Source organism: Sphingomonas pokkalii (assembly GCF_003096275.1).
In the GTDB taxonomy this organism is placed as follows: Bacteria; Pseudomonadota; Alphaproteobacteria; order Sphingomonadales; family Sphingomonadaceae; genus Sphingomonas; species Sphingomonas pokkalii.
In genome coordinates this window covers 1,584,475-1,607,337 of sequence record NZ_QENQ01000001.1, presented here as the reverse complement: position 1 = coordinate 1,607,337, position 22,863 = coordinate 1,584,475, and the positions used below count along the sequence as shown (strand labels likewise).

The following is a 22,863-nucleotide window of genomic DNA, read 5'->3' as shown; positions in this document are numbered from 1 at the left end:
TTCAAACGGGCGGCAGGCTGCCGAACCGGAACTCTCGGGCGAATGGCGTAGGTTCGATCAGCGTCCATGCGGCCCCGAGATCGCCGATCCGCTGGCCGCCTATCGCGGCGAGCAGGAAGCCATGCCCGCCCGATCTCGATCCGTTCGACGGGCTCATCCGCTACAACAAGGCTTATCCATGCTGAACCTGCCTGCCCGAATCGCGCGAGCGCGCAGCCGCTTCCTGAGGGCCGGCGGCATCCTCGTGGCGCTTTCCTGCCTGGCGCCTGCCATCGCACGGGCCGAGGACTATAAGCCGGTCGTCTGCACGGCGCGCGCGCCCTATGCCGGGCGGCCCCTGCACGCAGCGGTGGCCGTGCCCCCGCCCGCAGCGGTTCCGGATAGCGCGCTGGATCCGGCAACGACCGCCCGCCTCGACGCCGCTCTCGCCGCGATCAAGGCGGCCACCCATGCACCATCGATAACGGCGGCAGTGGGAATCGAAGGCAAGGGCATGTGGAGCGGCGACGCGGCTGGCCAGCGCCCCCTGTTCTGGGCAAGCGCCGGCAAGACCTTCACCGCCATCGTCGTCCTGCAACTCGTGCAGGAGCGCAAATTGTCGCTCGACGATACGGTGTCCACATGGATCCCCGGCGTACCCAATGGCAAAGTCGTGACGGTGCGCGATCTGCTGGCGCACACGGGCGGTCTTTTCAGCGCGAACGAGGACAAAAAGGCCCATGCCGCGCCGCGCTATCGCGATCCGGCTGAAACCCTTGCCATCGCGCGCAAGCATGGTGCGCTCTTCTGTCCGGGCGCGAACTGGCGCTACTCCAATACCGGCTATGACCTGCTCGGCGAAATCGTTCGGCGAGTCGATGGCCGGTCGATCGACGCGGCCATTACCGCGCGGATCCTCACGCCGCTTGGCCTCACGTCGCTACGCGCACTGCCGCCGGGCGGCGGGGCCGAGGGCGTGGCGCCGCTCGTCTCCGCGCAGGCGAAGCCGATCGATCCGAGCTGGGCCGGTGCCGCCGGTCCGATCGTCGGGTCGGCCAGCGACATGGTGCGCTTCTGGTCCGCGCTGCTCGGCGGCCGGCTGATTGCGCCGTCGCTGGTGCAGGAAATGACCGGGACGCTGTATCCGATGTTCGACTCCGGCACTTTCTATGGCCTAGGCGCGATGGTATTCGACGCGCCTGACGGCGACCGGCGCCTACTGTGGATCGGCCATGCGGGGGGGACGCCGGGCGCCAGCGCCCTCGTCGTCTATGCGCCTGCCGACCATGCCTTTGCCGCCGTCGCGCTGACCGGCGATGGTTCGGCCGTCGCGTCGGTGAATGCCTTGCTGAAGGCAACGCGACAGCCACCGGCACGCGAGGCGGCTGCCGCTGCGACGACAGTTGCCGCGACCGCAGCGCCCCCCGGCCCGCAGGGTTCGACGGCGAATTGGCGGGACGCGATCGACGCGGCACGCGACGACGGGTTCAACGGCGTTGCTTTGACGGCGCGGGGAAAGACGATCGACCATGTCGCCGCGATCGGTGTGGCAGACGCTGCCCATGGCGTCCCGCTGTCCGACCGGTCGCGGTTCGAGATCGGTTCCATGTCCAAATGGATCGCCTCCGTCATCGTGCTGAAGCTGGTCGATCAGGGCAAGCTCGATCTGGACACGCCGATCGCCCGGTATCTGCCCGACTATCGGGCCGACAATGGCGCGCGGCTGACGCTGCGGCGATTGATGAGCCATTCGAGCGGGCTTCCCAATGACATTCTCAAGGCGCGACAGGCCGATCCGGCGAGCCGGGGCGTGGAGCTGGACATGCAGGAGGCGGTTCGGCGCTATGCCAGTGGCGACCTGGCCTTCGCGCCTGGGACGCAATGGGAGTATTCCCAGTCGAACTGGATCCTCGTGCAGGCCGTGGTCGAGCGCGTCGGGGGCACCAGCTACAAGGCGCTGGTCGATCGCCTGTTGGTACGACCACTGGGTTTGGCGGACAGCGGCATCTATGCGGGCGATTCGGCAAAACAGGCCGGCATGGCAGTGGGCTATTCCACGCTGTCGCCCACGCCGCAGCCGAAACCCAATCCGATCCCCGGGTTCATGGGGATGACCGGGGGCTTCTACACCACGGCGCCGGACCTGCTCGTCGTCATGGACGCGGTGCTGAGCGGCCAATTGCTCCGCCCGGAGAGCCGCAAGGCGCTGACGACCATCCAGATGCCAGAACAGCATTACGCGCTCGGCGGGCGCATTCGCTCAGCCAGAGTGGGCGGCACGCTGCGTGATCTGGCCTGGGAGGATGGCAGCAACGGCGGTTTTCGCATGGTGGCCCGGCGCGTGCTGGCGGACGGCCATAGCGTGATCGTCCTGAACAATGCGAGTTGGGACTATCAGAAGCTTGGCGACTTCGCCGACGCGCTTCTTGAGACAAGCTATCGAAGGCAAAGTCATTCTTCCACCGGAGCGATCCAATGACGATCGATCGGCGGACACTCTTGCAAGGCGGCCTGGCCGCAGGAATCACGTCCCTGCTGCCCACGCCCCTATCTGCTGCGGCCCATCGGGACGACGCGAAAATCGATGCCTTTGTGAAGGCGAACGGTTTCGCCGGTACGATCGTCCGGGCTCGGAATGGCAGGTTGGTCTACGCCCGGAATTTCGGGCTGGCGAACATCGCGGCGAAGACGCCGGCGACCACGGACACTGTGTACGGGATCGCCTCAATCTCCAAATTCCTCACCACGGTGACGGTGCTCAAGCTGGTCGAGGCCGGCAAGCTGTCGCTCGATGCGCCGATCGCCACCTTGCTGCCGGGCTACCGGGCCGACACTGGGGCGAAAGTAACCCTCGCCCATCTACTGTCGAACACCAGCGGCATCCCCAACGCTTTCACGGGCGCGGTGAAGGCCGATCCGGCCCTTGTCACACACGATTTTGGCACCACGGAATCGGTTCGCCGCTTCGCCTCGGGCGATCTGATCTTCGAACCAGGCAGCAAGTTCGATTATGCCCTGACCAACTGGTTCATCGTCGTCGCGATCGTCGAAGCGGTGACCGGCAGGCCTTTCCAGAACGCGATGCGCGCGATCACGCTCGATCCGCTCGGCCTTGACCGTACGACTGCTATGATCGGCATCGAGAACGAACCCGGTTCGGCCCGTTCCTATCGCACGGTCGACCCGCCGGTCGAATGGCCGAACGTGCGCACCCCGGTCATGGTCGCTTCGGGTGGCTATTACAGCACGGCGCCCGACCTGCTGCGCCTGGCACATGCGGTGTTCGACCTGGGGCTCCTCACGCCGGCATCGCTGAAGGCGCTGCGAACCGTGCGCGTGGCCGAGCAGGACTATTCGCTCGGCGGTCGGGTGCGCACGATGACGATCGCGGGCAAGCCGGTCCAGGCGGCATGGGAAACGGGACGGTTGAACGGTTATCGTACGCTCCTCGCACATCGCTACGACACGCGGGAAAGCATCGTGCTGCTCAACAATACCGGCATTTCGCAAAAGGCTATCGACCTCTTCGCCGATGACCTGTTCGGAGCAGCACCGCGCGAGTAAGCCTTGGTTGAGGCTCGAGAGTCCGCACGGCAAGTCAGACCATCTGGAGATGGGCCGCAGCCGGCAATGGCGACCGGCATTGCCTCACCATTCGCAGCTGACTACAAATGTAGTCATGGCAAAGGAGTCGGTGTGCATGATCCCTTGGATGAGGCTCCTGCTGATAGCGCTGATGGCGTTTCCGGTGGTCACGGCGCCAGTGGCCGCGCAGTCCTCTGCGGCGACCAGATTGGAGGCGCTAGTCGACGACTACGCCGCCCGGCGGGCATTCAGCGGCACCGTCCCGATCCAGCGAGACGGGGAGATGGTGGAGCGGGCGTCCTACGGCATCGGCAATGTCGCAACTGGCCGCCAGCCCGATCCGGCCCTGCCGAGCGCACGCGCCGCGCTCGCCGACCTGCGAGGGCCGAAGCCATGATCATGCGTGCCGCGATTGCGCGTTCCGCAGGTCGGAAGTTGCCCTGGACCACCCTGATCGGCATCGCTGCCGCCCTGTTCGCAACACCCGCACTTGCCGGGGATCGCCCTGCCGCGGCCGCCGCGATCGACACGCTGTTCGACCGCTGGAAAAGTCCCGCCGGTCCGGGGTGCGCGGTATCGGTCACGCAGGGCCAGCGGGTGGTGTTCACCGGCGCCTATGGCAGTGCCATTGTCGAGGGGCCGGTCGCCAACACTGCCACGACCAGCTTCCACATCGCGTCGGTATCGAAGCAGTTCACCGCCTTCGCCATCCACCTGCTTCGGGCAGAGGGCAGGCTGTCACTGGGGGACGATGTCCGCAACTATGTGCCCGAGCTTCACGATTTCGGGATGCCGATCACGATTAACGATCTGCTGCACCATCGCAGCGGCCTGCGCGATCAATGGAGTCTGCTGGCGCTTTCGGGTCGTCGTCTGGAAGATACGATCACGCAGGAGGACGTGACCCGCATTCTCTACGGCCAGCGCGACCTCAACTTCCCCCCCGGCAGCCGCTTCGCCTATTCCAACAGCAATTACACGCTGCTCGCGCTTGTCGTCGAACGCGTGTCGGGACAGCCTTTCGGGCAATTCCTGAAGCAACGCGTGTTTCAGCCACTTGGGATGGTGGACAGCTGGGTGCAGGATGATTTCCGCGTCATCCGTACCGGCCATGCACAACCCTATGCACCGGCCGGTGCCAGGTATCAGCGGCGGTCGCTGCCCTACTCCACCTATGGCGCGACGGGCGTGCAGACGAGCGTCGCGGACATGGCACGCTGGGCGATGAACTTCGACGCACCCAGGGTCGGAACACGTGCGATCTTCGACGCCATGATCGCGACACAGCCCGATGCGTCGGGCAAGACCCAGCCCTATGCCGCCGGGTTCGAAATCGGCCGATATCGCGGCACGATGACCGTCGAGCATAGCGGTACCGATCCCGGCTATGTCGCCGATTTCCTGATGCTGCCCGAACGGCATCTGGCGATCAGCCTGTTGTGCAACAGCGAAGGCATCAACCCCGTCGAACTGGCACGCAAAATCGCGGATCTGTATCTCGGCGATGCTCCCGAAACCGCGGTGGGCGTCAAGCATCAGGCAGTCCTGCTGGACGACAAGCAACTGGCGCCCTTCGTGGGCACTTACAAGGAAGAACCTGGCGTCCTTTTCGCTGTCTCCCTGCGCAACGGCAAGCTCGTCCTGCAGGACCGGGACGAACTGACCGCATTCGGTCCACGCGACTTTTTCCTCAAGAACGCACCTGTCACCTTCAGCTTCCCCGACGCCGATACGCTCGTCATCCACGAACCAGACCATGATCGTATCGCGAGGCGGATCGCGCCAACCGACGTCCCCGACGTGACGGCGGCACAGATGCTCGACTATGTCGGTAACTATTACACCCCCGAACTCAAGCTGCTCTATACCGTCGAGATACGGGATGGGGCGCTGTGGCTGAGCGGCGCGTTTGGCGAGGCGATGATCCGCCAGCAACCGAGCTTCCTGCGCGAGCCGGATGCCTTCGTCACGCAATCCATCGCCGGGGCTCTGCAGTTCCGCCGGGATGGTCGGGGCAGGATCATCGGCTTTGCATTGTCGAACGGCCGTGTCCTGAACCTGACGTTCTTCAAGATCCACAAGTCACTACCGTCCTGACCGGTGGAGCCGACAGGGCACGACATTGAAATGGCGCGGCGATCCCAGGGCAGCGACACGGTCAGGGCTGGCAACGCCCGCCTCCGGCGTCGAAGATTGAATGATCTTCGACGATCAGCCCATCCCGGACCCGGATCATCGTTTGCACCGGCATCGCCAGCGCGCGGGACCGACTCGTCGCCAGGAAGCGCACGGCGACGCGATCCCCTTCCACAACCATGGTCTCGATCTGGTCGCGGATATCCGGATAGGTCGCAAACAGAGCGTCATAGGTCCGCACCACGTCGTCTCGACCACGGGCGGCGCAGAAATCGGACGATGTGAGGCGGGCATCCGGCGCATAGAGCTGCGCCATCGCGTGCACATCGTGGCGATTGAATGCCTCGAACATCGCCGTCACCACCACGCGCGGCGTCTGGGGCGCGGATGCCGCCAGCAGGAGCGCGAGGCTCAGCATGGCCGGTTCTCTGCCGGAACGAGGCGGATCAGGATGTCGGTACGCAGCGCCTCGGGCGCCACCTCCTCGGGATCGTCGAGAAAGTGGTGAAATAGGGGAAAGTCGGCGGGATCGCGCGCCAATGCCAGTAGCGCGTCGATCGCGCGCTGGTTTGACGCCTCCAGGCCCTCGTAACTACCGTGGTGTCGGACAATCGCATAGTCGCCGGCAGGCAGCGTTACCCGCGCGAACGCGGCGGGAGGCTTGCCGGGATCGGTGAACGCGAGACAGGCATCGTAGCGAAGGTGATGCTCCTCGATGCTGACCGGATCGTCGAGCGGGATACCATAGATGCCTTGCAGACCGTCCAGCTTGCCTGCGCCTTCAGCCCAGTTCCACAGCTGCCAGAAAAGTTCGTTCAGTTCGCGATACGCGCCCCCTTCCCTGCGCAGTACCACCAGCTCCGCGCGTTCGCGAAGCTCGATACGCAAAGGCGCGCCTTCAGCCGTCGCGGCGGTAATCCGCTCGGCGCCGTTCGACAGGAACTCGGTCGGGGACATTCCTGTTACTCGGCGGAATGCCCGGGCGAAGCTCTGCGATGTGCCGAACCCGGTTTCCATGGCAACAGAGGTGATCGAGGCATCCGGCTCGGCCAGGCGCTGCTGCGCGCTGGCGATCCGCAATCGCGTGACGGTGCGGGCGACCGTCTCCCCGGTCATCGCGCGCCAGATGCGGTGGAAATGGAACGGCGACACGTTCGCCGCGCTGGCCAGTTCCTCAAGCGGTGGCGGATCGTCCAGTCGCGCTGCCAGTGTCGCCAGGGCATTCTCCATTCGCGCGATCCAGCCATCCATCGTCCTCGCCTCCACTGCGTGCTTGGCAACAATAGCGCATCACTCCCGCGGTTACGGTCCCGATCTTGCCCTTTTCGGAGCGGCAGGAGCGCGCACTTTAACCGCTGCGAGAAGCTCGACTGGCTTAAGGGCGGACGCTGGCGAAGGCAGCGGGACGATTGCGCATACTGGACGCCCCATGCGTGGCGGAATCGATGTTGCCGGCCAGATATCCTGAACGCTCGATCAACGCATTCACCGCCGCTGGGTCGTCATAGGGCAATTCGATCAGTTCGCGGATCGCACGGCGCTTGTCGGACGCGCCGTCATAGTAGCGGCGCGCGATGCTATAGCCGACATAATAGCCGAGGTCGCCTACCCCGAACGGATTGTCCGACCCATTCCAGAGCCAGTTATCATAGTTGGTCCCCCGCATATCTGCCATAAACTGCTGCCGAATGGCGGCATCATGGGCAGGCCCGTAGGTATATACCGGCAATGCGGGCTTCCGGTTGGTGATCAATTCCGCGACCAGATCTGCGACGCCCTCCCGCAGTGCCTGTTGTGCCAGGGTTTCCTGAGTCTCCTGCTGCTGTGTGTGGACATATTCGTGGATATTATTCTGTGCGTTGTTCGCGAAGGGGCGGGAGCGGAAGAAGATGCGCAGCCGGTTCTGCAGAGGCTCCGGCAACTCGGACACATCGACCGTTTCATCCCCCAGCGCCAGCTCCGCTCCGATCAGGACTTTGTTACCGGTCGTCGTGCCGCCGGTGCGCAAAACCCCGATCGCATAGGTGATCGTCGCAGGGCGGAGCTCCGCATACAGACGTCGGAACCGGGCGATATCGTCTTTTAGGGTCGACGCCGCCAATTGAGAGCGCGCGGTCAGAGGCCTGATGGATTTCCAGAATTTCGGCCATTTGACGATCGCATCGACATATTGCTGCGCCGTATAGCGCCGCGCTGTCATGAGCGCGTGGAGCCCCGGCGTGCCGGGGTCGATGTAGATCGTTTGAATCAAACGAAGGCGTTCTGCCGGGTCTGTGGTGGCCGTGACCGCATCGAACGCCCGCCAGAACCGGATGATATCGTCGTCATAGACAGCCTGCGCGGTTGTTACGGCGGCATGGGACCGCTGAGGTTGCGCCGCGCCGTTTTGCGCCGGAGAAGGGGCGACGGCCGCGACGAGGCCCGTAACTGCCAGCACGAAACTGCGCATCATGCCGGTTAGTCTCCTGTTCCGCTGGAGGTGGCATTCCATCTGGCGCGATCTTCGCCATCAGCGGCCAGCAACGCCGTGAGTATCGCCTGGGAGCGGCGCTGCCCGTAGCCGTGGCCGTACGCACTGGAGGTAATCGCGACGACGAGGCGCCGGCTGGGCACGATGTAGATCTTGTTGCCGCCGTTGCCCGAGGCGAACGAAACCGCGATGGGCTTGCCGCCAATCGTCAAGGTCTTGGCGTACCAGAAATATCCATAGCCGTCGGCATAGGGATCGCTGTCGGCAATGGAGACCTTCGGCGCCAGCGCGTCGCGGACCCAGCGCGCACTGACAATGCGGCGGCCGTGGAATTGCCCACCCTCGCGCACCATCTCGCCGATGTTGGCCATTCCGCGGGCGGTCAGCGACAGATTGCCCTGGCCCTTGGTATAGCCTGCGCGATCGGTGGCCCATTCCCAGCGGCGAATACCGAGCGGCGCGAACAGGGCCGTGCGCGCGAAGTCCGCAAGCGTGCCTCCCGTAGCTTTCGCGACTACGACACCGGCGGTGTAGGCCGTGACCGAATTGTAGCGATAGCGCGTCCCTGGCGGATCTCCCCGGGGTATAGACAGAACGAACGTTAGGGGATTGGCGGCTTCGTCCATCCTGTCTTCATTGCCGGGCGAGGCTGGATCTTCATCGAAGGCAGCGAGGCCAGAGCGCATGGTCAGCACGTCGCGCAGATGCACCGCACCGATCGCGCTACCGCGCGCGTCTGGCCAATAGCGCGCGACGCTATCGTCCACGCTACCGATACGCCGCCGGTCGATCGCGATACCAACCAGCAAGGCAGTAATGCTCTTCCCGGCCGAACGGATGTCATGCAGCGTATCGGCCGTCTCGCCATTATAATAGCGCTCGGCGATGATCTTGCCGTCCCGCAGGACGACCACGCCCTTCAGGTCGGGATGCGCATCCGTGTCGAAGCGCGCGAGCAGCGCATCGAGCAGCCGATCCGGCGCGGCGGCCTGCATTGGTAGCGGAGCCGCCGACACCAGCATCAGCAATGCAGGGAGAATGGAGAGGACAGCGCGCGACCCTGTAGATGCGCGATTCACTTGCATTCTCCCTCGTGCATTTGTCCGGAACTGATACGGCAGGCATACAGGGCGGAAAAGCAGCGGGGTAGTTACCTGGCCGTCGAAAGGTCACCGGCGATCACCGCGAGTGCGCGTCCCGCCCGCGCCCGCGCGCTCTCGCCCTGCATCGGCACGATCGGGAAATCGGGCGCGATGCCTGCAACCTCGTCCGTGCCGTCGGCGCGGAGCCGCATGCAATTCGGGACACGGAATCGCAGTTGCGAATGGGTCAGGACCAGGGGATCGCCATCCGCCATGAATCCGCATCCATCCCCCCCGGTACGCGCGCCAAGCACCTTCGCGATGCCGTTGTCCTTCATCGTCGCCACGAACATCTCCGCAGCGGAAAAGCTGCGCTTATCCGCGAGGACATAGACCGGGCCTGTCCAGGCGCCGAAATTCGGCGCGATGGCGGCGGACCAGGAAAGCCGGCTCGCCAGTTCGCGATCGCCATAGGCGCCTTTCGGCAGGCTGCGCATAAAGCCGCCTGCGGAGCCGGCCGCGAGGAGATTGTTGCACCCGTCCCGATTCCAAGGGCGTTGTTCGGTCCAGACCCAGGAGAGATCGCAGCGCTGCTTTCCGATACGTGCTTTTGCGGCTTCGAAGAAACTGCGCGCCTGCTCCAGTCCCCTGACGGCATCGGCCTCGGGCTTGGCTGCCAAACCTCGGTTCATCGAGCGGATCTGCTCGTCGAAATATTTGGCCGAGACAGGCGCGTCGATCATCCAAAGCGGCGCGGACGTGACGGTGCGATCGGTGAACATGCGCGGCATCCAGTCCCCGCTATCATCGCCGCCGCTATTGTTGCCGACGTCCACGAGCACCGCGACGGCCTTTTGCTCGCGCAGCTTTGCCAGCGCCTCGGCAAGGGCGGCGAACCACAGGTCGCTCGCCCCGTCCTCGATTGCACGACGAGCAAGCGGCTTGCCGGCAGCTTCGAGCGCAGCCCAGGCACGCGTGCACGTCACTGGAAACGCGGTCGACCGGAACGCCTGGATACGAACGATCCCAATCCTGCGGCCGTCCGGCCCAGGGATCAGGCCACTACGGAAGGGCGCGCCCAGCCCGTCACCGAGCAAGACGAAGCCCGGCAGGCTTTCGAACGGCAGCGAAAACGCGATCGGGCTGGTCGCAGCATAGCCGAGCGCTGCGCAGCCGGTGCGCGCGTCCCCGGGGACCAGCGCCGCATCTTCCGGTTCGGCGGCGACCGCGACGGTCGGCGCGGTCAGTCGGGGCAAGGGCGACAGATGCCCGTCGCGAAATCCTGCCACGAAATCGAGCAGCGCCTTTTCCGCTTCGCTGTCCGTTGCAGCCGTGGCCAGCGCATCCCGAGTGCGCCGTTCCAGGCGCGGCACATCGATGCCGCTTTGCGGCGATCCCATCCAGGCGAGATTGACGTACTCGCGCTCGAGCCGGGCCTTAAGCTGCTGGAAGTCCTCAAGCCAATCGGCTCGACGAAACCCTGATCCGACGTCCTGCGCAGAGGCCACCTGCAGCGATAGGCCGAGGATACACATGGCCGCCAGCAACTTCATGCTTCCGCGCGTTCGGGGTGAGGTCATAGCCGCGTTCTCCTCCGGATATGCAGCCTGCTAAGCCGCCCTCCGCACCTCCGTCTTGGACGCAGCGGACAATTGTACGTCAGACGCCTTTCCGAAAGACCGCGGGCGTGCAGCCGACCACCGCCTTGAAGCTGCGTGTCAGATGCGCCTGATCGTAGAAACCGCAAGCCTGGGCAACCTCGGCGAGCGGCATCGTGCTCGTCGCAAGCAGTTCGGACGCCGCCGCAACGCGCAGCTTGCGTTGGTGCTCGCCGATGCTGTGCCCGTGCGCACGTCGAAAGCCGCGCGACAGGCGGACCGGGTCGCAGTCCACCGCTGCCGCGATATCACCCAGGCTCCGCGCCTCGCAGGCGTGCGCCGCCATATAGTCGCAGGCATCCCGCAGCCAGCGCGCCGGCGTGTCGTGCTGCCGCGCGGTCGACCTGGCGAAGATCGCCACCAATTCGCAGCCGAGCCCCTCGATCGCGATTGCCGAGAATGGGTCATCGATCGACATTTCAGCCACCATCCGGCGACCGATTGTCGCGACAGCCTCGCCACGGATCGCCGGCGCATCGTCGAGATGAGCATGGGCAGAAAGTATTTCCATGCCGGAGCGTGTGGGATTCAGCAGCAGCTTCGCAGCGCCGGCTCGGCCGATAGATTGCGAATGCGGCTCATGCGCCGGACAGAAAGACAGGTTTCCGGCCAAATAGACGTCACGCCGTCCGCGAATGTTTTCTTCATAGGCGCCGGAAATCAGGATGCATAGGCTAGGCTCATCGTGCACATGTTCCGTCATCGAGGAGCACGCCGGATAGCGACTGATCCGCAGTGATTCGAAATGTACGCTCATGCCGAGACTTTCGCGCTGAAAGCATGAAAGGACAATCGGCGGAAGATGTGCGCTCGACGATTATGGCAGTGGCTGCCTGCTACTCGATCGGCGACCGGTATCATCCCGCCGTTGCGCATGATGGGCACGACAATATGCGCGGCAAACGGGGGCTTGCGACGCCAAGCCACTCCGCATGACCAATCCATTCGTCCCGCCACGCCCTGGAATTTCGGCGCGATCGTTGCGGCGGGCAGGCCGCGATCGGATGCGGACGACATGCTGACCCTGCTTGGTGTCTACAAGACTACCAGCCCTTCGAACGATTCGGGAGAGCGCCCTTGCCTTTAAGCTCCCCTGTAACCTTTGCCCCTCCCCCGCTCATCGCGACAAAATCGGATCGAAGGACTGATGGTACTTTCGATGGTACCAGACTATTATCGGCAACTTATACCAAGATTCAGTGATCACGACCCGTGCGCCCATGCACGGAGTCCGAGGGACATGATGCGCCATGGCTGGTCAACGAGCCTGTTCCAGGCGTCGCAGCACTGGTCGACGATCTCGTCGTAGGAGCCGAAGACGCGGTTCGACAGCCAGTTGTCGCGCAGGAACTGCCAGACCTTCTCCTGCGGATTGAGCTCTGGGCTCTTCGATGGAATCGTGACGATCGAGATGTTGGGTGGGACGTGAAGCTTCGGCGTTCGGTGCCAACCGGCCTGGTCCATGAGCAGGACCGCGTGTGCGCCAGGCGCGACGTGCAGGGCGATCTCCGCCAGGTGCAGGTTCATGGTGTCGGTGTTGCAGAGCGGCAGCACCAAGCCTGCCGCTTTGCCTTCGTGCGGGCAGATCGCACCGAAGATATAGGCGGATTTGGTACGCTGGTCGTGCGGTGCCGAAGGCCGGGGCCCCCGCTTCGCCCATCGCCGCGTGATCTTGTTCTTCTGCCCGATCCGAGCCTCGTCCCCGGATCAAGTCCGGGGCAGGCTCTGGAACCAGATCTCTATCGGCGTGCCGCGCGGGAGGGAGGCCCTGACCTTGTCCAGTTCGGCGGCAAAGCCCCCTTTTTGAAGGCTTCGATCGCGTCCGGGTCCTGAGCGTGGTGCTTGGGCCGTGCCGAGAGCTTGCGATAGCCCAGCGCCCGTAACTCCCGGCTCAGGGTTGGCCGCGATACCGACACGGCGAAGTCGTCCCACAACATCTGCGCCAGATCGATGATCCGCCAGCGCAGCACACCGTGGACAGCAGGGATCGGACCTCGCTCGATTGCCTCGACCAGCGCCGCGCGGTGGGTCGCGTTGAGGATCGACGGCTGCCCTGGTGCCTTACGGTCGACCAGCCCGCCTGGGCCGGCCGCGTTGAACTTCACTACCCAGTCCCGCACGATCTGCAACGTAACCCCGCCGATCCGAGCTGCCTCGGTCCGGCTCGCCCCGTCATAAATCGCCGCCAACGCAAGCAAGCGCCGGGTTTGTGCACCGTCTTTGGATTGGCGCGCCGCCTTCCTCACCGAGGCGGCGTCGAAATCCGTGCGAAGGGCGATCGGCATGGCAAACTCCAATCCGTTTGCCATCTTGAATCAAGACGCAGACCGCCTGGCAAGCCCCGCGAGTCACCATCTCTGAGCCTTGGTATAAGACACCGTTTGAGAAATCGGCCGGGCCGGTCTGCCGCGCTCTTGCCCATTACATGCCTAGCTATCGGCTGAACCGTGCCACCAACTCGACATGGGTGGACCACCGGAACTGGCCGACAGGCTGCACCCAATCCAGCCGATAGCCACCTTTGCATAGAATTTCTGCATCCCGTGCAAAGGTACTGGGATTACAAGAAACATACGCCACTTTCGGAGCTTTGCTGCCGGCCAGCGCCTGGGCCTGTTCGCGCGCTCCGGCACGCGGAGGATCGAGCACCACCACCTCGAACCTGTCGAGTTCCACGCTCGTCAGCGGACGTCGGAATAGGTCGCGATGATCGCCGAACACCTGCCGTCCCGCGGCGCCGGCGGCGGCCTTGAGCGCCAGGATAGCATCTCGCGACGCTTCACCGGCATAAACCCGCGCACTGCCCAGCGCGAAGGTGAAGGTGCCGAGCCCTGCGAACAGGTCCGCGATCGTCCCCGCTTCGCCCGCGACCTCCCGAACGGCCGCGACGAGTGCCGCCTCCCCCTCGGGAGTCGCTTGGAGAAAGCTGCCGCTCGGCAGCGGAACCGCAACACCGCCAAGGCTGATCGTAACAGGCGTTGGCTCCCAGCGCGCCGTCGGGCCGAAGCCCTCGTCAATGGCGAAGCGCGCCAGCCCTTCCGCCTCGGCAAAGGCGGTGATCGATTCCGCCGCAGCCAGTCCCTCGGGATCGATCCCTTCGACCAGCACATCGCGCCCTTGATCGCTCATCGCCAGATGCACGTTCACCCGTCGCGCATCGGGCAGCAGCGTCGCGAACAAGCGGCGCAGCGGGGATAGCAGCGCAAAGAGCGGTGGTGCCAGCACCTGACATTCTGCCAGGTCGATTAGCTTGTGGCTGCCCGCTTCGGAGAAGCCGATACGCACCTGCTTGCCGCGCCGTTCTGCATGAAGCGTCGCCCGCCGCCGGGTGCGCGGCGGCGAAAGCTCCGGCGTGCGGATCTCCGTTTCCAGCCCTTGCGCGGCGAGTGCAGATGCGACACGGTCGACAAGGAAACTGCTCCAGGCGACATCGTCGAGATGCTGTAGTTGGCAGCCCCCGCACAACGGGAAATGGCGGCAGGGCGGTATCTGGTGATGCGGTCCGGCGCGGATCGTGCCATCGTCCCGCACCCAATCCCCCGGCGCCGTGAGCGCGACGTGCCGACCATCGCTGGTGACGCCGTCGCCCCGTGCGGCGACACGCACCACTTCCACTTCGCTCAAAGACATTCCCCGATCGCTTCCGGCAATTCCGCGACGAGCTGATCGGCGAAAAAGGCCGGTCCCGCAAGCTGTGCCGCGCGGCCGTGCAGCCATACCGCCGCAGCGGCGGCGTCGACGCCGCTACTGCCCTGACCGACCTGCGCGCCCAATATGCCGGCCAGGACATCGCCGGTGCCTGCCGTCGACAGCCAAGGCGAGGCCCCCGTCAAGACCCGGACACTGCCGTCCGGCCCGGCAATCACCGTATCGCCACCCTTGTGGACGACGGTGGCACCGCTCGCTGCCGCCGCCTCCAACGTCCGATCGATCTTGCTGCCGGCGCCGCCGAACATCCGATCGAACTCCCCGGCATGGGGCGTGATCCATACTGGCGCCTCGCGCGCGGCCAGCGATGCCGCAGCGCCGGTGCCCAGCAGGCTGAGCGCATCGCCATCCAGCACCATCGGCTTGTCGACCGCGAGACTGGCGCGCAGAAACGACTCCGCCCGGCGGTCGCGGCCGAGGCCGGGCCCCAGCACCACCGCATCGATCCGATCGCCGGCGAGGAAATCAGCGAGATCATCCGCATCGTCGATCGCCCGGCAAACCAGTGCGTCGGGTGCAGGTCCAACCGGCGTCTGGCCGACAAGCATGACATAGCCCGCACCGCCGGCCATCGCCGCCCGCGCCGCGAGGCGGCCTGCCCCTGGCATCGCGCCCTCGACGATCGCAACGAGACCCCGGCTGTATTTATGGCTCTGCGGCCCCGGCATCTCCAGCGCTGGTCGGCAAACGCTGTACCAGCCCGTTTCGACAGGAATACCGATATCCGCGAGCAGCACATGGCCGCAGCGCGACAGTCCGTCATCCAGGACATGGGCGGGCTTGAGCGCACCGAGCGCGATCGTCGCGTCGATACCGCGGGGGGCGCCCAGTTCCGCACCGCTATCCGTATCCATCCCTGAAGGCAGATCGATCGCCAGGGTGAAATCGGCGCCGCGCACCAGTTCGGCAAAGACAGCGGCGATACTACGCTCCAGCGGGCGCGTTACGCCGGTTCCGAACAGCCCGTCGATCAGTACCGACCGCACCGGCGCGCCGTAGAGCGACGTGGTCGGCCCCTCCCAGCGCGCGTGCATCCGTTCGGCGGCACCGTGCCTCGGCGCGCCCGATGCCGCGACCAGCACATCCAGCCCGGCCTGCCGCAAATGGCGTGCAACCACATAGGCATCGCCGCCATTATTGCCGGGGCCTGCAAGCACCAGCACCGGCCGTCCCATAGCGAAGCGCACTGCCTCACGCGCGACGGCGGCACCGGCACGCTCCATCAATTCGTCCTGGGAGATGCCGCGCGCAAATGCGGCTTCTTCGGCGGCACGCATCGCATCGGCGGTGAGGATCGGGGCACCGGGCGGTATCATCCCCCGTCCTTAGCCCCGATCCCCTTCACCGCATAGCGCGCGCGTCAGATGTCGGCGTAAACGTGCCGCTCCGCTTTGGCGCCGGGGTGGGTAACCGCGCCCTGGAACGCTGGACCAACATTCTGGGCATAGCGATACAGTGCCCCCGCCTGATAATCGTTCACCCGCGGCTGCCAGCGGGCACGGCGTTCGGCCAGCACATCCTCCGCAACGACCAGGTCGATCGTCCCCGCCTCGGCATCGATGAGGATGGTGTCTCCATTCTCCACCAGCGCGATCGGTCCGCCTTCGGCCGCTTCGGGGCCGACATGGCCGATGCAGAAGCCGCGCGTTGCGCCCGAGAAACGCCCATCGGTGATCAGTGCCACCTTCTCGCCCATGCCGAGACCATAGAGCGCCGCGGTGGTCGACAGCATCTCGCGCATGCCGGGACCGCCCTTCGGCCCTTCATAGCGGATGATGATGACCTCGCCCTCATTGATCTGGCGGTGCTCCACCGCCTGGAAGGCATCCTCCTCACAATCGAACACGCGGGCCGGCCCTTCGAACTGGAGCCGCTTCATCCCCGCAACCTTCACGATCGCGCCCTCGGGCGCGAGCGTGCCGCGCAGACCGACCACACCGCCCGTCGGCGAGAGCGGGGTCTTCACGTCGTAGATCACCTTCTGCTCGGGGTTCCAGGTCACCTCGTCGATATTCTCGCCCAGCGTCTTACCGGTAACGGTCAGGCAGCTGCCGTCGAGCAGGCCGTTGGCTAGCATCGTCTTCATCAGCATATAGACGCCGCCTGCCTCGTGCATGTCCTTGGCGACATACCTGCCACCCGGCTTGAGGTCTGCGATATAGGGCGTTGATTTGAAAGCCTCTGCAACGTCGTGAAGATCGAAGTCGATGCCGGCCTCGTTGGCCATTGCCGGCAAATGCAGCGCCGCGTTGGTCGACCCGCCGGTTGCCGCGACCACGCGCGCGGCGTTGATGAAGGCAGCGCGCGTCGCGATGTCGCGCGGACGGATGTTCTTCTCCAGCAGGTCCATCACCTGCACGCCCGCCGCGATCGCGATCTCTTCACGACTCTTGTATGGAGCGGGCACCATATTGCTGTTCGGCAAAGACAAACCCATCGCCTCGCCGACGCAGGCCATGGTGTTGGCGGTGAACTGCCCGCCGCACGCGCCGTGGCCCGGGCAGGCGACCTTCTCGAGCGCGGTCAGGTCCTTGAGCGGGCAGTTGCCGGCAGCGAACTTGCCCACCGCCTCGAACACGTCGACCACAGTGACGTCACGATCCTCGTAGCGGCCCGGCAGGATCGAGCCGCCATAGACGAAGATCGACGGGATGTTCAGGCGGAGCATCGCCATCATCATGCCCGGCAGCGACTTGTCGCAGCCGGCAAAGGCTACCAGCGCATCGTAGCAATGCCCGCGCACGCTGAGCTCGACGGAGTCGGCGATCACCTCGCGGCTGACCAGCGAGGATTTCATCCCCTGATGGCCCATGGCGATGCCGTCGGTCACCGTGATGGTGTTGAACCGCCGCGGCATGCCGCCACCCGCGATCACGCCCTGGCGGGCGGCGTCCGCCTGGAAATCGAGGGTGGTGTTGCACGGCGCGCTATCGTTGCCGGCGCTGGCGAGCGCGACGAACGGCTTGGCGATATCCTCCTCGGAAATCCCCATAGCATAGTAATAGCTGCGGTGCGGCGCGCGCTCGGGCCCCACGGAGACGTGGCGGCTGGGGAGCTTGGACTTGTCGAATCGGTTGGTCATGGCGCGCAAGCCTATGTCGCGAGAACACCCTTTCGCGCAAGAGTGTTGCGCAGAAAAAGCGTAAGGGCGTGCAGCCGCTCTGCCCATAATGCTATGCCGGCTGTATCGCGGATAAGGTCGTTGCGGATTTCGACCGCGATCGACGGAATGCCCTGCGCCTCGGCATGGCGGTTAAGCGTCGCGTTGAGCAAACGGCCGGAATAGGGCTCGTTGTCACCGGTGACGATGCCCTGCGCTCGCAACCAGGCCATCGCAGGCGCGGCGGCACGGGCGTCACGGTTGTAGAGGATGCCAACCTCCCACGGCCGCGGAGTACCCGATTGTTCGAGGCAGGGTGTGAAACTGTGGATCGACAGGATCAATCCCGGCCGCTGCTGCCGGACCTGCGACCGCAACAGCCGATGATAGGGGGCATGGAATCGGGCGATCCGCTCGGCACGGTCGACCGCTTCATTGCCGGGTATGCGGTGCCCGTCGCTGGTGACTGGTATCAGGCCCGGATGGTCGGTTTCGCGATGAAGGTCGATGACGAGCCTCGATACGGTGGCCAGTATCGCCGGGGCGTCAAGCCTTGCGGCAAGCGAACGCGTGACGCTCGCCGCGCCGATGTCGAGAGCGATGTGGAGGTCGAGCAGCGCCGGATCGATGCCAAGCGCGATATCGACGGGCACGGAGTTCACGGCATGGTCGCACAGAAGCAGCACGTCCCGCACGCCACCGGGCACGACTTCCGCAACGCTCATGCGAACACCTGGTTTCTTCCCTGTCGGAAGGGGAACTGACCTGCACGATCGCTGCGCGCGATCCAACAACGTTCGATCATGGGAGGCGTCTGCCCCATCTTGACCACCAAGTCACGCGATGGCGCGCGGGTGGACCCCCGAAGGAGCGCACCCGCGAGCCAAGGGCGGACGTTCGCCTTGCGCCAGATCCGCCGCGCATGAGAATGCCGTGGAAGCCTGAAGATTTACTTACCGGATCAGACCAAGTTGGTGGCAGCGATCCACCATTGCGGGCGCTGGAGCGCCGCCGCGGCGGCATCCCGCGCGGCAGCATCGTCGAACAGCGCGAAGCAGGTAGCCCCCGATCCCGACATCCGCGACAACAGCACGCCCGGTTGTGCGGCGAGCGCCGCCAGTACCGCAGTAATCGCCGGCGCAATGGCGCACGCGGGCAGTTCGAGGTCGTTGCGCCCTTCCCGCGCCACCGCCAGTAAGTTCCCGGTGCTGATCGGACCGCGATCTATCCCATCCCATGCCTGGAATACCGCCGCGGTCGACACTGCGACACCAGGATTCACGAGCAGCACGGGCGTGCCCGGCAGCCCGGGGATCGGCACGAGTCGTTCCCCGCGCCCCCGGCCGAACGCTGTCCGTCCGAGCAGGCACGCAGGGACGTCGGAGCCAAGCGCGTCGGCGATACCGATCAGGCGCGGATCGTCCAGCGCGACGCCGTGCAGCTTCGCCAGCGCCCGCAAGGTTGCCGCCGCATCGGCGGAACCGCCTCCTATGCCGGAAGCGATCGGCAGGTGCTTGTCCAGTTCAATCATATGCGCACCGCCGCCAAAGCAATCGCGAAACCGGATCGCCGCGCGCGTGACGAGATTGTCCCCCTCTCCTGCCAGCACCGCGGCGAATGGGCCTGCCAGAGTGAAGCTGTCCACCGCACCGGGGGTAACGCGAACGCTGTCGCCATGCTCGACGAATGCGAACAACGTCTCCAGTTCGTGATAGCCGTCCGTCCGGCGACGGCGGACATGGAGCGCGAGATTGAGCTTCGCCCGCGCGGCTTCGGTGACGGTAGGATAATCAGGCATCGCCACGCCCTAGCGTGTTCACGTGGCGCTCGTCAGCCCCTGCGAGAGCTTCCGGGCGATCCGGTCGGCATCGGCCGGTGCGGCATGGATGGCAGCCGCGCGCCATGCATATCGGGCCTCGAACTGCCGCCCAAGCCGCCAATAGGCATCGCCCAGATGCTCGTTCGCCGCCGTCCCAGCAGGATCCCCCTGGGTTGCCGCCTCCAGCAGCGGCACGGCGCGGGCAACGTCGCCCTGTTGCAGATACGCCCATCCGAGCGCATCGGCGACTGCGGCGTCGTCAGGCGCCACCCGCCGTGCGCGTTCGAGCAGGCGCAACGCTTCAGCGGAATCGCCGCCATGCGCGATCAGTCCGGCGCCAAGGGTCCGCAGCGCATCCGGCCGGTTTGGCGCGAGATCCACGGCTTTCCGCAGTTCGGGCAGCGCCTGGCTCCAGCGCCGTGCCCGCGCCAATGCCACCCCACGATCGAGATGGAGATCGGGGTTCGCATCCTCCCCCCGTCGAAGCGCATCGCCGTAGACACGCGCAGCCGCGTCATAATGGCCGGCGGCGTTCAGGAAGGCAGCATAGCGCTCCACATCCTGCGACGTTGCGCCCCGGTCTTCCGCCAACGCCTTCGCATCGGCAAGTGCCGCATCGACGTGCCCGAGGTCCCGCAATATGGCGACCCGGACGCTTGCCGCGCGGCGGGCGAATGGGCTGTTGCGCGGCACCGAGTCCAGTGCCTGGAGCGCCAGCGCTTGTGCACCGGCAGCGCTGAGCCCGCGTGCGAGCAGAATGCGCGAACGCGTGTCCACAGGATCGAGAATGAGCGCGCATCTGCTGAACAAGATGGTGAGGGTCGACAGCCGCTCGCCGGTCAGGTCTCCAGCAAGCGTCGCGAACAGCCTAGAAAGGCCATAGCCGATCGTCGCCGGGCGCGGCGCGGCGAGTTGGCGAGCAACCGCTTCCAATTCGGGCCCGCCGCCATCGAGCAGAGATCGTCCACCATCGCGCCCACGAACGATTGCCAGATCGATCCTCGCATCGGCGTCACTCTCGCTGGCAAGGGTCGCCGTCGCTTCCGACGCGGCGGAATCGTTCTTTCCCTGCGCGATCAGCATCAAGGCACGCTGGGTAGCGGCATAGCGCCGCCCCAGCGCACCTGTTTCCAGGCGATCGAGCACCGCTACCCCGTCCAGCCCACGCGCCTGCGCCAGCCAGGCGGTAAGGATCGGCATCAGGAACTCGAACGGCGTTCCCTTCAGCCGCTTGACGGCATCGGCAGCGCGCGGCGCATCGCCGGCCGAAAGCGCCACGGTCATTTCGAAGATCGCGACGTCGGGCGGGGCGACACCCGCCTTCTCCATCACCGCAGCAGCGCGGGTCGCGAGCGGAACATCGCCAACCATAAGCGCCTGGCGATAGGCCCGCAACGCGAGCACCGGATCATCGGGCGCCACCGCAAGCGCCCGCGCATAGCCCTGCGCCGCCACGTCCGCCGCTCCCGCCGCATCGGCAGCCCGAGCGCGGACATAGTCGGTCAGATCCGCCGATTGCGCCGCTGCCGGAAGCGCGAACAGAAGCGCAACGAATGCGCTACATGTTCGGATAATTGGGACCACCACCACCTTCGGGCACCACCCAGTTGATGTTCTGGGTCGGATCCTTGATGTCGCAGGTTTTGCAGTGCACGCAATTCTGCGCGTTGATCTGGAATCGCAGATCATCGCCTTCCCCTACGACCTCATACACACCTGCCGGACAATAACGCTGCGCAGGCTCGGCGTACATCGGCAGATTGTAGCCGATGGGAATATCCTTGTCCTTCAACGTCAGATGGACCGGCTGGTCCTCCTCGTGATTGGTGTTGGAGACGAACACCGAGGAAAGCCTGTCGAAGGTGAGCACGCCATCGGGCTTGGGATAGTCGATCCTCGGCGCCTGGTCGGCGCGGAGCAGCCCCTCGTTATCGGGCTTGTGCTGCATCGTGATCGGCCAGCGCAGCCCCAAATGCTCGCTCCACATCGCCACCCCCGCGAGCAGCGTTCCCCAGGTGTCGCCGAACTTCTTCACCAGAGGCGCCACATTGCGGACACCACGAAGTTCCTTGTAGACCCAGCTCGCCTCATACGCTTCCGTATAGGCGCTTAGTTCATCGCCCGAACGACCGGCCTGGACCGCAGCAAACGCCGCCTCGGCTGCCATCATGCCGCTCTTCATCGCGGTGTGCGTACCCTTGATGCGGGGCACATTGAGGAAGCCGGCGGAATCGCCGATCAGCGCCATACCCGGCGCCACCAGCTTGGGCACCGCCTGCCAGCCACCATCGGAGATCGCCCGCGCGCCATAGGAGACGCGCTTGCCTCCCTTCAGGATCGCGGCGATTTCGGGATGCGTCTTCCAGCGCTGCATTTCCTGGAAGGGCGATAGCCACGGGTTCTTGTAGCCCAGCCACACCACGAAGCCGAGCGCCACCTGGCCGTCCGCCTGGTGATAGAGGAAGCCGCCGCCATTGCTGCCGTCGGTCAGCGGCCAGCCCTGGGTGTGGATCACCCGCCCGGGTACATGCTGCGCCGGATCGATATCCCAAAGCTCCTTGATGCCGATGCCATAGACCTGCGGCTGGCTGTCTGCATCGAGCGCGAACTGGCGGATCAACTGCTTCGACAGATGGCCACGGCAACCTTCGGACAGGAAGGTGTATTTCGCGTGGATCTCCAGGCCCGGCTGATAGTCCGGCTTGTGGCTGCCGTCCTTGGCGACGCCCATGTCGCCGGTTGCGACCCCCTTCACGCTGCCGTCGTCATGGAACAGCACTTCCGCAGCCGCGAAACCGGGGAAGATTTCCACGCCCATCTCGCCAGCCTTTTCAGCCAGCCAGCGGCACAGATTGCCCAGGCTGCCGGTGTAGGTGCCCTTGTTGTGCAGATAGGGCGGCGTCAGGAACTCGGGATACGCCGACTTGCCCTTTTCGCTGAGCACCCAATGATGGTTCTCCGTCACGGGTGTCCGTGCCAGCGGACAGCCATCCTCGCGCCAGTCGGGCAGCAGTTCGTCGAGCGCCCTGGGGTCGATCACCGCACCGGAAAGGATATGGGCGCCGACCTCGGAGCCCTTTTCGAGGACGCACACCGACAGCTCGGCACCGGCTTCGCTCGCCAGTTGCTTGAGCCGGATCGCGGCGGAAAGACCTGAAGGCCCCGCGCCAACGATCACGACGTCATAGGGCATCGACTCCCGTTCGCTCATCCTTGTTCCCCTCGATCCTTAGGTCTATCGTTGCTGCAGTGCACCTGTCGTCGTGCGTGCGCAACGTTCTGTCTATCAGGCGATGCGGCCAGATTGACCCTGTCGTCAACAGGGA

Annotated in this window: 19 protein-coding genes and 1 pseudogene; 4 read left to right on the top strand and 16 right to left on the bottom strand. The window is 65.2% G+C overall.

What is annotated here, in order from left to right; translation table 11 throughout:
* Position 1 precedes the first annotated feature (1 nt).
* Positions 2-157 carry a hypothetical protein gene (locus tag DD559_RS19775; RefSeq protein ID WP_165831036.1) on the bottom strand — a complete coding sequence of 52 codons (156 nt, stop codon included), beginning with the start codon at positions 155-157 and terminating at the stop codon, positions 2-4.
* A 21-nt stretch (positions 158-178) separates the two neighbouring features.
* Here DD559_RS19775 and DD559_RS07275 point away from each other — a divergent pair, with 21 nt between their 5' ends.
* The 4 genes from DD559_RS07275 (at position 179) to DD559_RS07265 (ending at position 5,661) form a co-directional block, all read left to right on the top strand.
* On the top strand, positions 179-2,458 hold the full coding sequence (locus DD559_RS07275; RefSeq protein ID WP_165831035.1) for a serine hydrolase domain-containing protein: 2,280 nt from the start codon (positions 179-181) through the stop codon (positions 2,456-2,458).
* The gene (locus DD559_RS07270; RefSeq protein WP_116468596.1) at positions 2,455-3,543 is read left to right on the top strand and encodes a serine hydrolase domain-containing protein; all 1,089 of its coding nucleotides are present in this window, start codon (positions 2,455-2,457) and stop codon (positions 3,541-3,543) included. Before DD559_RS07275 ends, DD559_RS07270 begins: the two co-directional genes overlap by 4 nt.
* A gap of 136 nt (positions 3,544-3,679) precedes the next feature.
* On the top strand, positions 3,680-3,961 hold the full coding sequence (locus tag DD559_RS19770) for a hypothetical protein (protein ID WP_165831033.1): 282 nt from the start codon (positions 3,680-3,682) through the stop codon (positions 3,959-3,961).
* Positions 3,962-3,999: 38 nt separating this feature from the next.
* On the top strand, positions 4,000-5,661 hold the full coding sequence (locus DD559_RS07265; RefSeq protein WP_165831031.1) for a serine hydrolase domain-containing protein: 1,662 nt from the start codon (positions 4,000-4,002) through the stop codon (positions 5,659-5,661).
* Positions 5,662-5,722: 61 nt separating this feature from the next.
* Here DD559_RS07265 and DD559_RS07260 read toward each other — a convergent pair whose 3' ends face one another.
* From DD559_RS07260 to DD559_RS07195, 15 genes and pseudogenes are all read right to left on the bottom strand, one after another.
* A complete protein-coding gene (locus tag DD559_RS07260) occupies positions 5,723-6,118 on the bottom strand; it encodes a nuclear transport factor 2 family protein (protein ID WP_116468594.1) in 396 nt (131 codons plus the stop codon).
* The gene (locus tag DD559_RS07255) at positions 6,112-6,951 is read right to left on the bottom strand and encodes an AraC family transcriptional regulator (protein ID WP_116468593.1); all 840 of its coding nucleotides are present in this window, start codon (positions 6,949-6,951) and stop codon (positions 6,112-6,114) included. Before DD559_RS07255 ends, DD559_RS07260 begins: the two co-directional genes overlap by 7 nt.
* A gap of 124 nt (positions 6,952-7,075) precedes the next feature.
* Positions 7,076-8,152, bottom strand: a complete 1,077-nt coding sequence (locus tag DD559_RS07250) for a DUF2268 domain-containing putative Zn-dependent protease (RefSeq protein WP_206364470.1) — start codon at positions 8,150-8,152, stop codon at positions 7,076-7,078.
* Positions 8,153-8,157: 5 nt separating this feature from the next.
* Positions 8,158-9,192 carry a serine hydrolase domain-containing protein gene (locus DD559_RS07245; protein ID WP_116468592.1) on the bottom strand — a complete coding sequence of 345 codons (1,035 nt, stop codon included), beginning with the start codon at positions 9,190-9,192 and terminating at the stop codon, positions 8,158-8,160.
* A gap of 128 nt (positions 9,193-9,320) precedes the next feature.
* A complete protein-coding gene (locus tag DD559_RS07240; protein WP_165831029.1) occupies positions 9,321-10,805 on the bottom strand; it encodes a S41 family peptidase in 1,485 nt (494 codons plus the stop codon).
* 106 nt (positions 10,806-10,911) lie between these two features.
* The gene (locus DD559_RS07235) at positions 10,912-11,613 is read right to left on the bottom strand and encodes a helix-turn-helix domain-containing protein (RefSeq protein WP_165831027.1); all 702 of its coding nucleotides are present in this window, start codon (positions 11,611-11,613) and stop codon (positions 10,912-10,914) included.
* Between the two features lie 50 nt (positions 11,614-11,663).
* On the bottom strand, positions 11,664-11,927 hold the full coding sequence (locus DD559_RS19615) for a hypothetical protein (RefSeq protein ID WP_133243792.1): 264 nt from the start codon (positions 11,925-11,927) through the stop codon (positions 11,664-11,666).
* Between the two features lie 186 nt (positions 11,928-12,113).
* A pseudogene (locus tag DD559_RS07230) lies at positions 12,114-13,195 on the bottom strand (IS630 family transposase).
* Between the two features lie 148 nt (positions 13,196-13,343).
* Positions 13,344-14,534, bottom strand: coding sequence for a class I SAM-dependent RNA methyltransferase (locus DD559_RS07225; protein WP_206364563.1), 1,191 nt, complete (start codon positions 14,532-14,534; stop codon positions 13,344-13,346).
* On the bottom strand, positions 14,531-15,934 hold the full coding sequence (locus DD559_RS07220; RefSeq protein ID WP_116468588.1) for an NAD(P)H-hydrate dehydratase: 1,404 nt from the start codon (positions 15,932-15,934) through the stop codon (positions 14,531-14,533). The genes DD559_RS07225 and DD559_RS07220 overlap by 4 nt, the downstream gene beginning before the upstream one ends.
* 44 nt (positions 15,935-15,978) lie before the next feature.
* Positions 15,979-17,700 carry a dihydroxy-acid dehydratase gene (gene ilvD / locus DD559_RS07215; protein ID WP_116468587.1) on the bottom strand — a complete coding sequence of 574 codons (1,722 nt, stop codon included), beginning with the start codon at positions 17,698-17,700 and terminating at the stop codon, positions 15,979-15,981.
* A gap of 11 nt (positions 17,701-17,711) precedes the next feature.
* The gene (locus tag DD559_RS07210; protein ID WP_116468586.1) at positions 17,712-18,443 is read right to left on the bottom strand and encodes an N-formylglutamate amidohydrolase; all 732 of its coding nucleotides are present in this window, start codon (positions 18,441-18,443) and stop codon (positions 17,712-17,714) included.
* 236 nt (positions 18,444-18,679) lie between these two features.
* Positions 18,680-19,516, bottom strand: a complete 837-nt coding sequence (locus DD559_RS07205) for a 4-(cytidine 5'-diphospho)-2-C-methyl-D-erythritol kinase (RefSeq protein ID WP_116468585.1) — start codon at positions 19,514-19,516, stop codon at positions 18,680-18,682.
* Between the two features lie 18 nt (positions 19,517-19,534).
* Complete coding sequence (locus tag DD559_RS07200; protein WP_240610157.1) at positions 19,535-21,121, bottom strand: tetratricopeptide repeat protein; 1,587 nt, start codon at positions 21,119-21,121, stop codon at positions 19,535-19,537.
* The gene (locus DD559_RS07195) at positions 21,096-22,748 is read right to left on the bottom strand and encodes an electron transfer flavoprotein-ubiquinone oxidoreductase (protein ID WP_116468584.1); all 1,653 of its coding nucleotides are present in this window, start codon (positions 22,746-22,748) and stop codon (positions 21,096-21,098) included. The genes DD559_RS07200 and DD559_RS07195 overlap by 26 nt, the downstream gene beginning before the upstream one ends.
* Positions 22,749-22,863: the final 115 nt, after the last annotated feature.

Bases quoted from the DNA above. Each gene is read 5' to 3' on its own strand.
- DD559_RS07270 (WP_116468596.1), top strand. From the start codon at position 2,455: ATGACGATCGATCGGCGGACACTCTTGCAAGGCGGCCTGGCCGCAGGA.
- DD559_RS07260 (WP_116468594.1), bottom strand. From the start codon at position 6,118: ATGCTGAGCCTCGCGCTCCTGCTGGCGGCATCCGCGCCCCAGACGCCG.
- DD559_RS07250 (WP_206364470.1), bottom strand. From the start codon at position 8,152: ATGATGCGCAGTTTCGTGCTGGCAGTTACGGGCCTCGTCGCGGCCGTC.
- DD559_RS07220 (WP_116468588.1), bottom strand. From the start codon at position 15,934: ATGATACCGCCCGGTGCCCCGATCCTCACCGCCGATGCGATGCGTGCC.
- DD559_RS07240 (WP_165831029.1), bottom strand. From the start codon at position 10,805: ATGAAGTTGCTGGCGGCCATGTGTATCCTCGGCCTATCGCTGCAGGTG.
- DD559_RS19770 (WP_165831033.1), top strand. From the start codon at position 3,680: ATGATCCCTTGGATGAGGCTCCTGCTGATAGCGCTGATGGCGTTTCCG.
- DD559_RS07245 (WP_116468592.1), bottom strand. From the start codon at position 9,192: ATGCTGGTGTCGGCGGCTCCGCTACCAATGCAGGCCGCCGCGCCGGAT.
- ilvD (WP_116468587.1), bottom strand. From the start codon at position 17,700: ATGACCAACCGATTCGACAAGTCCAAGCTCCCCAGCCGCCACGTCTCC.
- DD559_RS19615 (WP_133243792.1), bottom strand. From the start codon at position 11,927: ATGTCGTCCGCATCCGATCGCGGCCTGCCCGCCGCAACGATCGCGCCG.
- DD559_RS07205 (WP_116468585.1), bottom strand. From the start codon at position 19,516: ATGCCTGATTATCCTACCGTCACCGAAGCCGCGCGGGCGAAGCTCAAT.
- DD559_RS07255 (WP_116468593.1), bottom strand. From the start codon at position 6,951: ATGGATGGCTGGATCGCGCGAATGGAGAATGCCCTGGCGACACTGGCA.
- DD559_RS19775 (WP_165831036.1), bottom strand. From the start codon at position 157: ATGAGCCCGTCGAACGGATCGAGATCGGGCGGGCATGGCTTCCTGCTC.
- DD559_RS07195 (WP_116468584.1), bottom strand. From the start codon at position 22,748: ATGAGCGAACGGGAGTCGATGCCCTATGACGTCGTGATCGTTGGCGCG.
- DD559_RS07235 (WP_165831027.1), bottom strand. From the start codon at position 11,613: ATGACGGAACATGTGCACGATGAGCCTAGCCTATGCATCCTGATTTCC.
- DD559_RS07275 (WP_165831035.1), top strand. From the start codon at position 179: ATGCTGAACCTGCCTGCCCGAATCGCGCGAGCGCGCAGCCGCTTCCTG.
- DD559_RS07210 (WP_116468586.1), bottom strand. From the start codon at position 18,443: ATGAGCGTTGCGGAAGTCGTGCCCGGTGGCGTGCGGGACGTGCTGCTT.